This window comes from Curtobacterium uvaldense, from assembly GCF_028307415.1.
GTDB lineage: Bacteria > Actinomycetota > Actinomycetes > Actinomycetales > Microbacteriaceae > Curtobacterium.
This window is the reverse complement of record NZ_JAQMHU010000003.1, coordinates 127,983-142,600: the sequence shown is the minus strand read 5'-3', so window position 1 is coordinate 142,600 and position 14,618 is coordinate 127,983. Positions and strand designations below refer to the sequence as shown.

The window sequence follows — 14,618 nt, the reverse complement described above, 5'->3', positions numbered from 1 at the left end:
CGTGAAGCGTCTCCGCCTGCTCCCGATCGCCATCGTCCCAGCCGTCGTGCTCGGACTCGCCGCCTGCTCCGGGAACGGCTCGGGTGACGCCTCGGCCTCGCCCAGCGCGTCCGCCAGCGCCACGGCGACGCCCATCTCGTCGTGCCCGGAGTCGGGCTCGGCGTCGAAGAGCATCGAGGTCACCGGCGCGGTCGCCGGGTCGGAGGCGCCGAAGGTCACCTTCGACAAGGGCCTCAGCGCGGAGACCCCGCAGGCCACCACGGTGGTGCAGGGCTCGGGCAAGGCGCTCAAGAGCGGCGAGTTCGCCCAGGTGTCGTACGCCGTCTACAAGGCCTCGGACGCCTCGAAGCTCGGCGCGGTCGGGTTCGACCAGGGGAACCCGCAGGTGCTCTCCGTCGGCGGGACCGGCTTCGGCGCGCTGCTCGCCTGCACGAAGGTCGGGGACCGCGTCGCGGTGGTCGGTGAGTCGTCGGCGCTCGGCTTCAACACCGGCGGCGAGATCGTCGTCGTGGCGGACGTCGTCGCGCAGACCCCGACGAAGGCGACGGGCACGCCGCAGACGCAGGACCCGTCGCTGCCCACGGTCGAGGACAAGGCGAGCGGCGAGCCGGAGATCACGATCCCGTCCGGTGCGACGGCCCCGTCGAAGACCGAGGTCGAGGTCCTCAAGCAGGGCGACGGCGCGACGATCGAGAACGGTGACACCGCGCTCGTGCAGTACAAGGGCGTGACCCTGGCGGACGGCAAGGAGTTCGACTCCTCGTGGTCGAAGGGTGCTCCGACCACCTTCACCGTCTCCGAGGGCTCGCTCATCAAGGGCTTCGTCACCGGGCTCGTCGGGCAGAAGGTCGGGTCCCAGGTCCTCATCGTGACCACGCCCGAGGACGCCTACGGCTCGAACCCGCCCGAGGGCTCGGGCATCCCGAAGGACGCTTCCCTCGTCTTCGTCGTCGACGTCCTCGCCAAGGGCTGACCCGTGCCGACCAGGCGTCGCATCGTCGTCCTCGGCAGCACGGGCTCGATCGGCACCCAGGCCCTCGACGTCGTCGCCCGGAACCCCGACCGCTTCGAGGTCGTCGGCCTGACCGCCGGCACGAACCGTGCCCTCGTCGCCGAACAGGCCGAGCGGTTCCACGTCCGTGACACCGCCTTCGGCGCGGCCGACGCCGAACGCCTCGTCCGGAGCGTCGAGGCGGACGTCGTGCTCAACGGCATCACGGGTTCCGTCGGCCTGGGTCCGACGCTCGCCGCGCTGGAGTCCGGTGCGACGCTCGCCCTGGCGAACAAGGAGAGCCTGATCGTCGGCGGTGCGCTCGTGCAGGCCGCCGCCCGTCCCGGGCAGATCGTGCCCGTCGACAGCGAGCACTCCGCGATCGCGCAGGCGCTGCGCTCCGGTTCCGACGCGGAGGTCCGCCGCCTGGTGCTCACGGCCAGCGGCGGACCGTTCCGCGGACGCTCACGGGAGAGCCTGCGCGACGTCACCCCGGCCGAGGCCCTCGCGCATCCGACGTGGGACATGGGCCTGGTGGTGACGACGAACTCCGCCACGCTGGTGAACAAGGGGCTCGAGGTCATCGAGGCGCACCTGCTGTTCGGCGTGCCCTACGACCGCATCGACGTCACCGTGCACGCCCAGTCGATCGTGCACTCGATGGTCGAGTTCGTCGACGGGTCGACGATCGCCCAGGCCTCACCGCCGGACATGCGGCTGCCCATCGCGCTCGGCCTCGCCTGGCCGGACCGGGTGCCCGGCGTCGGGGTCCCGCTGGACTGGACGACCGCGAGCACCTGGACGTTCGAACCGCTCGACGCCGAGGCGTTCGGCGCCGTCGACCTGGCCAAGCACGTGGGCGTGCTGGGTGGGACCTTCCCGGCGGTCTTCAACGCGGCGAACGAGCAGGCGGTCGCCGCGTTCCACGCGGGTGCGATCGGCTTCCTCGACATCGTCGACACCGTCCGTCGCGTCGTCGACGAGCACACCGCGGGGGAGTCCTCCCTCGACGGCGTCCTGGCGGCGGAGCGCTGGGCGCGCGTGACGGCGGACCGCCTGCTGGCCCGCTGACGCACCCGGGCGTCGCGAGCCCGCCGCGCGGTCGCGCGACGGGTGCGCCCACGGTGATCCGTGCCTCCAGGCCGGCCGGGAGGCACGGCAGACCTCTCAGGGCGCGTTCGGCTCCGTCATGGGAAGGGTCCCGTACCCTCTGACGGTGACCGTCGAATCCGTGCTCCTCTTCGTCCTCGGCGTGGTCGTCTTCATCGTCGGCCTGCTGGTCTCGATCGGACTCCACGAACTCGGACACCTGTCGTTCGCGAAGCTCTTCGGGGTGAAGGTCACGCAGTACTCCCTCGGCTTCGGCAAGGCGATCTGGTCCTTCCGACGGGGGGAGACCGAGTACGGCATCCGACCGATCCTGCTCGGCGGGTACATCTCCATGGTCGGCATGCTCAAGCCGCGTGCATCGGGCCGGCCGAACGCGATCACGAACACCGGCATGTACGGCGCGTTCGTGCAGGACGCCCGCCAGGCCAGCGCGGAGCAGATCGCCGACTCCGGCGGCGACGACTCCCGCGCGTTCTACCGGCTGACGCCGTGGAAGCGGATCATCGTCATGGTCGCGGGGCCCGCCATGAACCTGGTGATCGGCATCGTGCTGTTCGGCGTGCTGCTGTGCGGGTTCGGCGCGCCGACCACCACCTTCACGTCGAGCGTCGACTGCGTGCTGCCGACGAGCAGCGCGACGACCTGCACCGCCGGGGATGCCGAATCGCCCGCGAAGCAGGCGGGCATCCGCGACGGCGACGTCGTGCTCGCGGTGGACGGGCAGCAGGACCCGACGATCGCCGAGGTGTCCCGTGTGTTCCAGCGGTCGGCAGGGGAGAGCGTCAGCGTCGTCGTGGAGCGTGACGGCCAGCGGCGGACGCTCGAGGTCACGCCGCAGCTCGCGACCCGCGACGTCGTCACCGAGCAGGGCACGGTCGCGAAGAACGCGGACGGCTCGACGAAGACCCAGCGCGTGGGCGTGGTCGGTGTCAGCATCGGGCAGTCGCTGGTCCGGCAGTCGCCGGCGGCGGTGCTGCCCGCGACCGGGGCGCAGATCGCCGCGTCGGCGCACCTCATCATCGACCTCCCGCAGCGTCTGGTCGCCGTCTGGAACGCGGCCTTCGGCGCGCAGGAGCGGTCGCAGGACAGCCCGGTGTCGGTCGTCGGCGTCGGTCGGGCGATCGGCGAGGTCTCGTCGATGAGCGGCGTGCCGGTGGTCGACAAGGCGTACACGATCCTCGGGCTGCTCGCCTCGCTCAACATCGGCCTGTTCGTGCTGAACATGGTGCCGCTCCTGCCGCTCGACGGCGGGCACATCGCCGGTGCGCTGTGGGAGGCCGTGAAGCGCCGTGCGTACCTGCTCGTCGGCAAGCCGGACCCGGGCGCGATCGACCTGGCGAAGTCGATGCCGCTGACGATGGTCGTCGTGGTGCTGCTGGCCGGGATGAGCGCGCTGCTCATCTACGCCGACATCGTCCGTCCCGTGAACCTGTTCGGGTAGCGCGGCCACTCGCGCACGCGGGTCGCGCTGCCCACTACGCTCGGCGCATGAGCACCGCGCCAGAGGTCCGCGCCGTCGAGCGCCAGGGCATCGACGTCATCGCCGAGTCCGACCGGAAGGGGCGCCCGCGCGGGCTGTTCTGGCCGTGGTTCGCCGCCAACGTGTCGGTGCTCGGGCTGAGCTACGGTTCGTTCGTCCTCGGCTTCGGCATCTCCCTGGCGCAGGCCACGATCGTGTCCGTCGTCGGGGTGGCCTTCTCGTTCCTGCTGTGCGGCATCGTGGCGATCGCGGGCAAGCGGGGGTCGGCTCCGACGATGGTGCTGAGCCGCGCGGCCTTCGGCGTGCGCGGGAACCGGCTGCCGTCGTTCCTCAGCTGGGTCCTGACGGTCGGGTGGGAGACCGCACTGGCGTCGCTCGCGGTGCTCGCCACCTCGACGGTGTTCCGCGAGCTCGGCTGGGACGACGGTGTGGTGACGAAGCTCGTCGCCCTCGTCGTCGTGGCGGCCCTGGTGGTCGGGGCCGGGATCGCGGGCTTCGACGTGATCATGCGCCTGCAGACCGTCATCACCGTCGTGACCGCCGTGCTCACCGTCGTGTACGTCGTCCTCGCGGTGCCCTCGATCGACCTCGGCACCCTCGGCGCCCTGCCGGCGGGCAGCGCGCAGAACGTCATCGGCGCGCTGGTGCTCGTGATGACGGGCTTCGGCCTCGGCTGGGTCAACGCGGCGGCGGACTACTCGCGGTACCTCCCGCGGACGTCCTCGACGGGCGGCGTGGTCTGGTGGACGACGTTCGGCGGCGCCCTGGCACCCGCGGTCCTCGTCGTCGTCGGCGTCCTGCTCGCCGGCTCGTCGGAGGACCTGAACGCCGCGATCGGCGCGGACCCGATCGGCGCGCTGACGACGATCCTGCCGGTCTGGTTCCTCGTGCCGTTCGCCCTCGTGGCGATCCTCGGACTCGTCGGCGGTGCCGTGCTCGACATCTACTCGTCGGGCCTGGCGCTGCTCAGCGCCGGTGTGCGGATCCCGCGGCCGGTCGCGGCGGGCGTCGACGGCGTGTTCATGGTCGCCGGTGCCGTGTACGTCGTCTTCTTCGCGAAGGACTTCATCTCGCCGTTCCAGGCGTTCCTCGTCACGCTCGGCGTCCCGATCGCCGCGTGGGCCGGGGTGTTCGTCGCCGACGTGGTGTTGCGGCGTCGGGCCTACGCCGACGGCGAGCTCGACGACGTGCGCGGTCGCTACGGGGACGTGCGCTGGGCCGCGATCGCCCTCGTCGTGCTCGGGACGGTGCTCGGCTGGGGACTCGTCACGAACACGTACGGTGTGCCCGCGTGGCTCAACTGGCAGGGGTACCTGCTGGGACCGTTCGGCCTCGGCGGCCGCGAGGGCGCCTGGGCGTACGCGAACCTCGGGGTCCTCGTCGCCCTGGTCGTCGGCTTCGCCGGCACGCTGCTCACGGCGCGGGGGACGATCCGCCGCCAGGAGCACGACGCATGAGCGTCACGGTCCCGACCGACGCCTGGCTCGTCGCGATCGACCTGCAGGAGGTCTTCGCCGGCGACAGCCCGTGGGCGACACCGCGGTACGACGACGCCGCTGCCGGGACGCGACGGCTGCTCCCGCGGTTCGCCGGGCGCACCGTGTTCACCCGGTTCGTCGCGCCCGAGCGCCCGCAGGGCGCGTGGGTGCCCTACTACCGCGAGTGGTCGTTCGCGCTCGTGCCCGACACCGACCCCCTGTACGACCTGACCGCCCCCTTCTCGGCTGCGGCGACGGCCCACGGCGACCCCGTCGTCACCGAGCCGACGTTCGGCAAGTGGGGAGCGGGCCTCCGGGCCGTCGTCGGCGAGCACCCGCACCTCGTGCTCACCGGGGTGTCCACCGACTGCTGCGTCGTGTCCACCGCGCTGGCTGCGGCGGACGCGGGAGCGACCGTCACGGTCGTCGCCGACGCGTGCGCCGGCGCGAGCGACGAGGACCACGAGCGTGCCCTCGCGCTCATGCGGCTGTACGGGCCGCTCATCACGGTCGTGGACCGCGGGGCGGACCTGGTCACCGACCAGGTGTGACGTCACCGGGAGCGCGTAGAGTCACACCCGTGCCAGCAGTGAACCTCGGTCTGCCGAAAGTCCCCGAAACCCTGAGCCCGCGTCGGAAGTCGCGGCAGATCCGGGTGGGGAAGGTCCTCGTGGGCGGTGACGCCCCGGTCTCCGTGCAGTCGATGACGACGACGCCGACGACGAACATCAACGCGACGCTGCAGCAGATCGCCGAGCTCACGGCGTCCGGCTGCGACATCGTCCGCGTCGCCGTCCCGAGCCAGGACGACGCCGACGCACTGCCGATCATCGCCAAGAAGTCGCAGATCCCGGTCATCGCCGACATCCACTTCCAGCCGAAGTACGTCTTCCAGGCCATCGACGCCGGGTGCGCCGCCGTCCGCGTGAACCCGGGCAACATCCGGAAGTTCGACGACCAGGTCGGTGCGATCGCCCGGGCCGCGAAGGACGCCGGGGTGTCGCTGCGCATCGGTGTCAACGCCGGGTCGCTCGAACCGAGCCTGCTGCAGAAGTACGGCAAGGCCACGCCCGAGGCGCTCGTCGAGTCCGCCGTGTGGGAGGCATCGCTCTTCGAGGAGCACGACTTCCACGACTTCAAGATCTCGGTCAAGCACAACGACCCGATCGTCATGGTGAAGGCGTACCGTCAGCTCGCCGCCGCGGGGGACTGGCCGCTGCACCTCGGTGTCACCGAGGCCGGGCCGGAGTTCCAGGGCACGATCAAGAGCGCCACCGCGTTCGGCATCCTGCTCGCCGAGGGCATCGGCGACACCATCCGCGTCTCGCTGTCCGCGCCCCCTGCACAGGAGGTCAAGGTCGGCCTGCAGATCCTGCAGTCGCTCAACCTGCGTGAGCGCAAGCTCGAGATCGTCTCCTGCCCGAGCTGCGGCCGTGCACAGGTCGACGTCTACCAGCTGGCCAACGACGTGACGAAGGGCCTCGAGGGCATGACCGTGCCCCTGCGCGTCGCCGTGATGGGCTGCGTCGTGAACGGCCCGGGCGAGGCGCGCGAGGCGGACCTCGGCGTGGCCTCCGGCAACGGCAAGGGACAGATCTTCGTGAAGGGGCAGGTCGTCAGGACCGTCCCGGAGCGGGAGATCGTGCAGACGCTGATCGCGGAGGCGAACCGCATCGCCGACGAGATGGGTCCGGACGCCGCCACCGGGACCCCGCAGGTCGTCACGACGACCTGAGCCGCCGTCGTCGGACGCGCGCCGCTAGGCTTGCGTCCGTGGTCACACGGCTCTCCCATCTCTTCCTCCGCACGCTCCGCGACGACCCCTCCGACGCCGAGGTGACGAGCCACAAGCTGCTCGTCCGCGCCGGGTACGTCCGTCGTCAGTCCCCGGGCATCTTCGCGTGGCTCCCGCTCGGCCTGCGGGTGCGGCGCAAGATCGAGGACATCATCCGCGAGGAGATGGTGGCCGCCGGTGCGCAGGAGGTCCTGCTGCCGGCGCTGCTGCCCCGCGAGCCCTACGAGGCGACGGACCGCTGGACCGAGTACGGCGACGGCATGTTCCGCCTGCAGGACCGCAAGGGCTCCGACTACCTGCTCGCACCGACGCACGAGGAGATGTTCGCGCTCCTCGTGAAGGACCTGTACGGCTCGTACAAGGACCTGCCCGTCACGCTGTTCCAGATCCAGGACAAGTACCGCGACGAGGCCCGCCCGCGCGCCGGTCTGCTGCGCGGCCGCGAGTTCACGATGAAGGACGCGTACTCGTTCGACCTCACCGACGAGGGGCTCGACCGCAGCTACCAGGTGATGCGCGACGCCTACGAGAGGATCTTCGCCCGCCTGGGCCTCGAGTACGTCATCGTCGCGGCCGATGCCGGCGCGATGGGCGGCTCGAAGTCCGAGGAGTTCCTGCACCCGATCGGCGTCGGCGAGGACACCTTCGTCCGCAGCGCCGGCGGCTACGCGGCGAACGTCGAGGCGTACAACACGCCCGTCCCCGACGCCCTGCCGATCGCGGGGCAGCCCGAGCCCGTGCTCCTGCCCGCTGCCGACACGCCGACGATCGACACGCTCGTCGCCCACGCGAACGAGGTCGCCCCGCGTGACGGCGCACCGTGGACCGCTGCTGACACGCTGAAGAACGTCGTGCTGGCGCTGACCCACCTCGACGGCACCCGCGAGGTCGTCGTGGTCGGACTGCCCGGTGACCGCGAGGTCGACCTGAAGCGCGCCGAGGTCGCCTTCGCACCGGCCGAGGTCGAGGCCGCCGGCGACGACGACTTCCGGAAGCACCCGGGCGTCTTCGTGAAGGGCTACATCGGCCCGCAGGTGCTCGGCTCCGCGAGCCCGTCGGGCATCCGCTACCTCGTCGACCCGCGCGTGGTCGAGGGGACGAGCTGGATCACCGGCGCGAACGAGCGCGGCGTCCACGTCTCCGGCCTCGTGATGGGTCGCGACTTCTCCGCGGACGGCGTCGCCGAGGTGTCCGACGTCCGTGCGGGCGACCCCGCTCCGGACGGCTCCGGCCCGCTCGAGACCGCCCGCGGCATGGAGATCGGTCACGTCTTCCAGCTCGGCCGCAAGTACGCCGAGGCGCTCGACCTCAAGGTGCAGGACGAGAACGGCAAGCTCGCGACGGTCACCATGGGGTCGTACGGCATCGGCGTGACGCGCATCATGGCGATCCTGGCCGAGGCGCACAACGACGAGAAGGGCCTGGCCTGGCCGAAGGAGGTCGCGCCGTTCGACGTCCACGTCGTGGCGACGGGCAAGGACCAGGTCGCGTACGACCTCGCTGCGTCGCTCATCGACAGCCTCGAGGGCGAGCGGTACGACGTCGTGTACGACGACCGTCCGAAGGTCTCCCCGGGCGTGAAGCTCCGCGACGCCGAGCTGCTCGGTGTCCCGGTCGTCGTCGTCGCCGGGCGGAACGCCGCCGACGGTGTGGTCGAGCTCTGGGACCGCCGCTCGGGCGAGCGTCGGGACGTCCCGGTGGCCGAGCTGCTCGAGGCGCTCCGCGCGATCTGATCGCAACCCCTCCACGGACCGGAGGCGCGGTGTCGACCGGCACCGCGCCTCCGGTCCGTCTCGTGGTTCTGGGGTACGCTTGTAGCCGACTTCTGCGCAGTTCCACCCGCAGGAGCGACTCAGCTGAACACGGAGGCACCTCGGTGAAGATCGACCTCGCAGTCCTGCGACTCATGGAGCGCGAGCGGGAGATCCCGTTCGACGAACTCGTCCGCATCATCGAATCCGCCATCCTGACGGCGTACCAGAAGCACCGCGCGGAGAACGACGAGCCCGTCGACGCCCAGACCCGTGTCGAGCTCGACCGCAAGTCCGGCGAGGTCTCCGTCTACTTGCCGGAGCGCGACGAGGACGGCACCGTCGTCGGCGAGGCCGTCGACCAGCCGAGCGACTTCGGCCGCATCGCCGCCTTCGCCGCGAAGCAGGTCATCAACCAGCGTCTTCGCGACATCGGCGACGACAAGATCCTCGGCCAGTTCCGTGGCAAGGAGGGCGACATCGTCGCGGGCGTGATCCAGCAGGGTCCGAACCCGAAGATGGTGCACGTCGACCTCGGCACGGTCGAGGCGATCCTGCCGCCCGAGGAGCAGGTGCCGGGCGAGGAGTACAAGCACGGCAACCGCATCCGCGTCTACGTCACGAGCGTCGGGCGCGGTGCCAAGGGCCCGCAGATCACGGTCTCGCGCACCCACCCGGGCCTGGTCCGGAAGCTCTTCGCGCTCGAGGTCCCCGAGATCGCGTCGGGCGTGGTCGAGATCACGTCGATCGCGCGTGAGTCCGGGCACCGCACCAAGCTCGCGGTGAAGGCGAACGAGCCGGGCGTCAACGCGAAGGGCGCCTGCATCGGCGAGCTCGGTGCGCGCGTCCGCGCCGTGACGACCGAGCTCGGTGCGGAGAAGATCGACATCGTCGACTACTCGTCCGACCTTGCCTCGTTCGTCGCGAGTGCACTGTCGCCCGCGAAGGTCACGAGCGCGTTCGTGCTCGACGCGTCGACGAAGGCGGTCCGTGCCCTGGTGCCGGACTACCAGCTGTCGCTCGCGATCGGGAAGGAAGGGCAGAACGCCCGTCTCGCCGCGAAGCTGACCGGTGCGCGCATCGACATCCAGCCGGACTCCATACTGGACGGCGACGAGTAGGACACGACCGTGTCGGGCGACGCTCGTCGCCCGGCACCGTTTCGCTGGTGGCGTGGCCCGTCCGGGCGCGCCGGATCGCGGTGGTCGGAGGCAAGGAGTATGGTGGTTCCCGTCAGAACATGCATCGGCAGTCGTCGTCGTGCTCCCCGGTCCTCCCTCCTCCGTGTCGTCGCCCTGAGCGACGGTCGCGTCGTGGCGGACCCGAAGGCAGTCATGCCGGGGCGGGGAGCCTGGCTCACCCCGACCGTCGAAGCACACGATCAGGCCGTCAAGCGCAGGGCCTACCGCCGCGCGCTCCGGCTCGACCGTGAACCGGACACGTCAGCGGTACGTGACTACCTCGAGGCGCTCAGCGCCGAAGAGCAGGCGCGTCACCGGGACACGACAGAACAGGCTGAACGGCTTATGGACAACTGATGAGCGGCTCGAAGTGAGACCCGTCATCCAGTGAGTCCTGCCCCCTTCGCGGGGTGGGACCCGTGAAGGAGAACAGTGGCAAAACCACGCGTACACGAGATCGCATCCGAACTCGGTGTCGACAGCAAGACCGCAATGGAGAAGCTCAAGGAACTCGGCGAGTTCGTCAAGGGCCCGAGCTCCAGTGTGGAACCCCCCGTCGCGCGCAAGCTCCGTGCTGCGCTGCAGGCGGACGGCGCCTCGACGGCGTCGAAGCCCGCGGCCTCGGCGAGCCCGAGCGCTCCCGCGAAGGCCGCTGCCCCGCGGTCCGGCGCCCCGAAGCCCGGCGGTCCCCGTCCGGGTCCGGCGCGTCCGGCTCCCGCGCCGAAGGCCGAGCCCGAGGTCGAGGCGCCCGTCGCCGAGACCCCGACGCCCGCCGCGCCGAAGTCGGTCGCGCAGCGCCAGGCCGAGGCCGAGGCTGCACAGAAGGCCGCGGCTGCCGAGAAGGCCGCCGCTGCCGAGCAGGCAGCGTCGGGTGAGCAGTCCGGCGACGACGCGAGCGCTCCGAAGAGCGACGCCGTCAAGCCGGGCGGCGCGCCGAAGCCCGGCTCCGCAGCCGGCCCCAAGCCCGGCGGTCCGAAGCCCGGCGCACGCCCGGGCAACAACCCCTACGCGTCCAGCCAGGGCATGGGCTCGCGCCCGCCGCGTCCCGGCAACAACCCGTACTCGTCCAACCAGGGCATGGGTCAGCGTCCCGCCGGCGGTGCCGGTGGCGGCAACGGCATCCCGCGTCCGGCCCCGCCGCGTCCCGGCGTGCCCCGTCCGGGCGCACCGCGACCGGGTGGCCCCGGTCAGGCGAACCGTGCCCCCGGCTTCGGGCAGCGCCCGGGCCAGGGCGGCGGTCGTGGCGGCCCCGGTGGTCGTCCGGGTGGTGCCGGTGGTGCCGGTGGCGGCTTCCCGCGTCCGGCGTTCAGCGGTCCGCGTCCCGCCGGTGGCGGTGGCCGCGGTCGTGGCCCCGGTGGTGGTACCGCCGGTGCGTTCGGTCGCGGTGGCGGCAAGAGCCGTGCCCGCAAGTCGAAGCGGACGAAGCGCGCCGAGTACGAGATGCGGCAGGCGCCGTCGCTCGGCGGTGTGCAGGTCCCTCGTGGCGACGGCAACACGGTCGTGCGACTCCGTCGCGGTGCGAGCATCTCGGACTTCGCGGACAAGATCGACGCCATGCCCGGCAACCTGGTGACCGTGCTGTTCCACCTCGGTGAGATGGCCACGGCGACCGAGTCGCTGGACGAGGCCACGTTCGAGGTCCTCGGCGAGGAGCTCGGCTACAAGATCCAGATCGTGTCGCCGGAGGACGAGGACCGCGAGCTCCTCGAGGGCTTCGACATCGACATCGACGCCGAGTACGCCGACGAGGACGACTCCGTCCTGCAGCAGCGTCCCCCGGTCGTCACCGTCATGGGTCACGTCGACCACGGCAAGACCCGACTCCTCGACGCCATCCGCAACTCGAAGGTGGTCGAGGGCGAGGCCGGCGGCATCACGCAGCACATCGGTGCGTACCAGATCGTCACCGAGCACGAGGGCATCGAGCGTCCGATCACGTTCATCGACACCCCGGGTCACGAGGCCTTCACCGCCATGCGTGCCCGTGGTGCGCAGGTGACGGACATCGCGATCCTCGTGGTCGCGGCGGACGACGGCATCATGCCCCAGACGATCGAGGCGCTGAACCACGCGCAGTCGGCCAACGTGCCGATCGTGGTCGCGGTGAACAAGATCGACAAGGAGGGCGCGAACCCGGCGAAGGTCCGGCAGCAGCTCACCGAGTACAACCTGGTGGCCGAGGAGTACGGCGGCGACGTCATGTTCGTCGACGTGTCGGCGCGCAACAACGTCGGCATCCAGGACCTGCTCGACGCGGTGCTGCTCACGGCGGACGCCGGTCTCGACCTGCGTGCGAACCCCGACAAGGACGCCCGCGGTGTCGCGATCGAGGCCCGCCTCGACAAGGGTCGCGGTTCCGTCGCGACGGTGCTCATCCAGTCCGGCACGCTGCACGTCGGCGACGCCATCGTGGCGGGCACGGCCTACGGTCGCGTCCGTGCCATGACGGACGAGAACGGTGTGGCGGTCAAGGCCGCGACGCCGAGCCGTCCGGTCCAGGTGCAGGGTCTGTCGTCGGTGCCGCGCGCCGGTGACACCTTCCTGGTCACGGAGGAGGACCGCACGGCCCGCCAGATCGCCGAGAAGCGTGAAGCGGCCGAGCGCAACGCCCAGCTGGCCAAGGCCCGCAAGCGCATCTCGCTCGAGGACTTCACCCGTGCGCTCGAGGAGGGCAAGGTCGACTCGCTCAACCTCATCATCAAGGGTGACGTCTCCGGTGCCGTCGAGGCACTCGAGCAGTCGCTCCTGGACATCGAGGTCGACGACAGCGTCCAGCTCCGCATCCTGCACCGCGGTGTGGGTGCGATCACGGAGTCGGACATCGACCTGGCCACGATCGACAACGCGATCGTCGTCGGCTTCAACGTCCGCCCGGACGTCAAGGCCCGCGAGCGTGCGGCGCGCGAAGGCATCGACGTGCGCTTCTACTCGGTCATCTACAACGCACTCGAGGACATCGAGCAGTCCCTCAAGGGCATGCTCAAGCCCGAGTACGAAGAGGTCCAGTCGGGTGTCGCCGAGATCCGCGAGGTGTTCCGCTCCTCGAAGTTCGGCAACATCGCCGGTGTCATCGTCCGCTCCGGCACGATCACGCGCAACGCCAAGGCGCGCGTCATCCGTGACGGTGTGGTGCTCGCCGACGGCCTGGCCATCGAGTCGCTGCGTCGCTTCAAGGACGACGTCACCGAGGTCCGCACGGACTTCGAGGCCGGTATCGGTCTGGGCAAGTACAACGACATCCAGATCGGCGACGAGATCGAGACCACCGAGCTCGTCGAGAAGCCGCGCGACTGACGCCTGGCTATCCTGGACCCCGCTCCTCCCTCGGGAGGGGCGGGGTCCGTCCCGTTCCACCAGTAGATTCCCTGCCCCAGGAGGCACCCATGGCCGATCCGCAGCGCGCTCGCAAGATGGCGGACCGCATCAAGGAAGTCGTCGCACGGCGGCTCGACAGGGGGCTGCGCGACCCGCGCCTCGGATTCGTCACGATCACCGACGTCCGCGTGACGGGCGACCTGCAGCACGCGTCGGTGTTCTACACGGTCTACGGCACCGACGAGGAGCGTGCCGACTCGGCCGCCGCGCTCAAGGCCGCGACCGGGATGCTCCGCAGCGAGGTCGGCAAGAACATCACGGCGCGGCTCACCCCGTCGCTGGAGTTCATCGCGGACGCCCTGCCCGAGACGTCGGCGCACATGGAGGACCTGCTCGTCCAGGCGCAGCAGCGGGACGCGCAGGTGCGCGCCGCGTCGGCCGGCGCACAGTACGCCGGTGATGCCGACCCGTACAAGCACGACGAGGACGAGGACGAGGACGAGGAGCGCGACGAGCGCGCCTGACCTGCCGCAGCACCACGACGGCCGCCGGACACCCCGTCCGGCGGCCGTCGTCGTGCGACGGGCGGCCGATCGGCCACGGGGCAGGCGGGGGCGTCAGACGGCGGGCCCGACGGCCGTCAAGCGTCGGGCAGTCGGTACCCGGACGCGTCGTCGCCGGTCACGAGTCCGTCGCGCAGCAGGGACGCGAGCGCCCGGGCTCGCTGCTCGGCGTCCGGCCACACCAGGTCGACCTCGTCGCGCGTGACGGGCACGTCGCTGGCCCGCAGCTCGGCCATCACCAGACCGCGCACCTGGCGGTCGCTGCCGGCGAAGCGCGCCTGCTTCGGCGCCCGTGGCCCGTCGTGCTCCGGGTACCCGGCAGCCCGCCAGGCACACCGGTCGGCGATCGGGCACGCGTCGCACGCGGGGGAACGGGCGGTGCAGACGAGCGCGCCGAGCTCCATCACCGCGGCGTTCGTGGCCGCTGCGGTGTCGCGGTCCTCGGGGAGCACCGAGTCCATGAGCGGCAGGTCCCGCTTCGCGTTCGCCGGTCCGGGCTCGCCCTCGCCGAGGACCGCACGCGCGAGCACACGGCGGACGTTCACGTCGACCACGGGGTGCCGGTCGCCGTACGCGAACACCGCCACGGCGCGGGCGGTGTAGTCACCGATGCCGGGCAGGGCGAGGAGCGCGTCGACGTCGCGCGGGACCACGTTGTCGTGCTGCTCGGCGATCACGGTCGCCGCCGCGTGCAGTGCGAGCGCCCGTCTCGGGTAGCCGAGCCGGTCCCACGCGCGGACCGCGTCGCCGGGGGGTGACGCCGCGAGGTCCGCAGGCGTCGGCCACCGGGTGAGCCACGCCTCCAGACGGGGGACGACCCGCGCGACCTGCGTCTGCTGCAGCATGATCTCGCTGACCAGCGTGCCCCAGGCGGGGAACCCCGGCCGCCGCCACGGCAGGTCGCGGGCCTCGGTGCGGAACCAGGCCACCAGCGGGGACGCCATGTCGGGACGG

The 14,618-nt window shown here is 71.4% G+C and carries 12 protein-coding genes; 11 read left to right on the top strand and 1 reads right to left on the bottom strand.

Annotated features, from left to right (window positions below; translation table 11 throughout):
• Position 1 precedes the first annotated feature (1 nt).
• From PIJ49_RS03290 to rbfA, 11 genes are all read left to right on the top strand, one after another.
• Positions 2-973 (top strand): FKBP-type peptidyl-prolyl cis-trans isomerase, encoded by a 972-nt coding sequence (locus tag PIJ49_RS03290; RefSeq protein WP_271825779.1) that lies wholly within the window; start codon positions 2-4, stop codon positions 971-973.
• 3 nt (positions 974-976) lie between these two features.
• The gene (gene dxr, locus PIJ49_RS03285; protein ID WP_066654590.1) at positions 977-2,062 is read left to right on the top strand and encodes a 1-deoxy-D-xylulose-5-phosphate reductoisomerase; all 1,086 of its coding nucleotides are present in this window, start codon (positions 977-979) and stop codon (positions 2,060-2,062) included.
• Between the two features lie 145 nt (positions 2,063-2,207).
• The gene (locus tag PIJ49_RS03280) at positions 2,208-3,542 is read left to right on the top strand and encodes a M50 family metallopeptidase (RefSeq protein ID WP_271825778.1); all 1,335 of its coding nucleotides are present in this window, start codon (positions 2,208-2,210) and stop codon (positions 3,540-3,542) included.
• A gap of 47 nt (positions 3,543-3,589) precedes the next feature.
• The gene (locus PIJ49_RS03275) at positions 3,590-5,038 is read left to right on the top strand and encodes a purine-cytosine permease family protein (protein WP_271825776.1); all 1,449 of its coding nucleotides are present in this window, start codon (positions 3,590-3,592) and stop codon (positions 5,036-5,038) included.
• Entirely contained in the window at positions 5,035-5,610 is a 576-nt protein-coding gene (locus PIJ49_RS03270) for a cysteine hydrolase family protein (protein ID WP_066654586.1), read from the top strand. The genes PIJ49_RS03275 and PIJ49_RS03270 overlap by 4 nt, the downstream gene beginning before the upstream one ends.
• Before the next feature lie 50 nt (positions 5,611-5,660).
• The gene (gene ispG / locus PIJ49_RS03265; protein ID WP_066658317.1) at positions 5,661-6,794 is read left to right on the top strand and encodes a flavodoxin-dependent (E)-4-hydroxy-3-methylbut-2-enyl-diphosphate synthase; all 1,134 of its coding nucleotides are present in this window, start codon (positions 5,661-5,663) and stop codon (positions 6,792-6,794) included.
• A 38-nt stretch (positions 6,795-6,832) separates the two neighbouring features.
• Positions 6,833-8,587: a proline--tRNA ligase gene (locus PIJ49_RS03260; protein ID WP_271825774.1), complete on the top strand. Its 1,755-nt coding sequence runs from the start codon at positions 6,833-6,835 to the stop codon at positions 8,585-8,587.
• 143 nt (positions 8,588-8,730) lie between these two features.
• A complete protein-coding gene (gene nusA / locus PIJ49_RS03255; RefSeq protein ID WP_209682421.1) occupies positions 8,731-9,726 on the top strand; it encodes a transcription termination factor NusA in 996 nt (331 codons plus the stop codon).
• 99 nt (positions 9,727-9,825) lie between these two features.
• Positions 9,826-10,143 (top strand): YlxR family protein, encoded by a 318-nt coding sequence (locus PIJ49_RS03250; protein ID WP_082687788.1) that lies wholly within the window; start codon positions 9,826-9,828, stop codon positions 10,141-10,143.
• 75 nt (positions 10,144-10,218) lie between these two features.
• A complete protein-coding gene (infB, locus tag PIJ49_RS03245) occupies positions 10,219-13,080 on the top strand; it encodes a translation initiation factor IF-2 (RefSeq protein ID WP_066654580.1) in 2,862 nt (953 codons plus the stop codon).
• Between the two features lie 89 nt (positions 13,081-13,169).
• A complete protein-coding gene (gene rbfA / locus PIJ49_RS03240) occupies positions 13,170-13,625 on the top strand; it encodes a 30S ribosome-binding factor RbfA (RefSeq protein WP_251159757.1) in 456 nt (151 codons plus the stop codon).
• 116 nt (positions 13,626-13,741) lie between these two features.
• Here the strand turns inward: rbfA and PIJ49_RS03235 are convergent, their stop codons facing one another.
• On the bottom strand, positions 13,742-14,608 hold the full coding sequence (locus PIJ49_RS03235) for an iron-sulfur binding domain-containing protein (RefSeq protein WP_251159791.1): 867 nt from the start codon (positions 14,606-14,608) through the stop codon (positions 13,742-13,744).
• Positions 14,609-14,618: the final 10 nt, after the last annotated feature.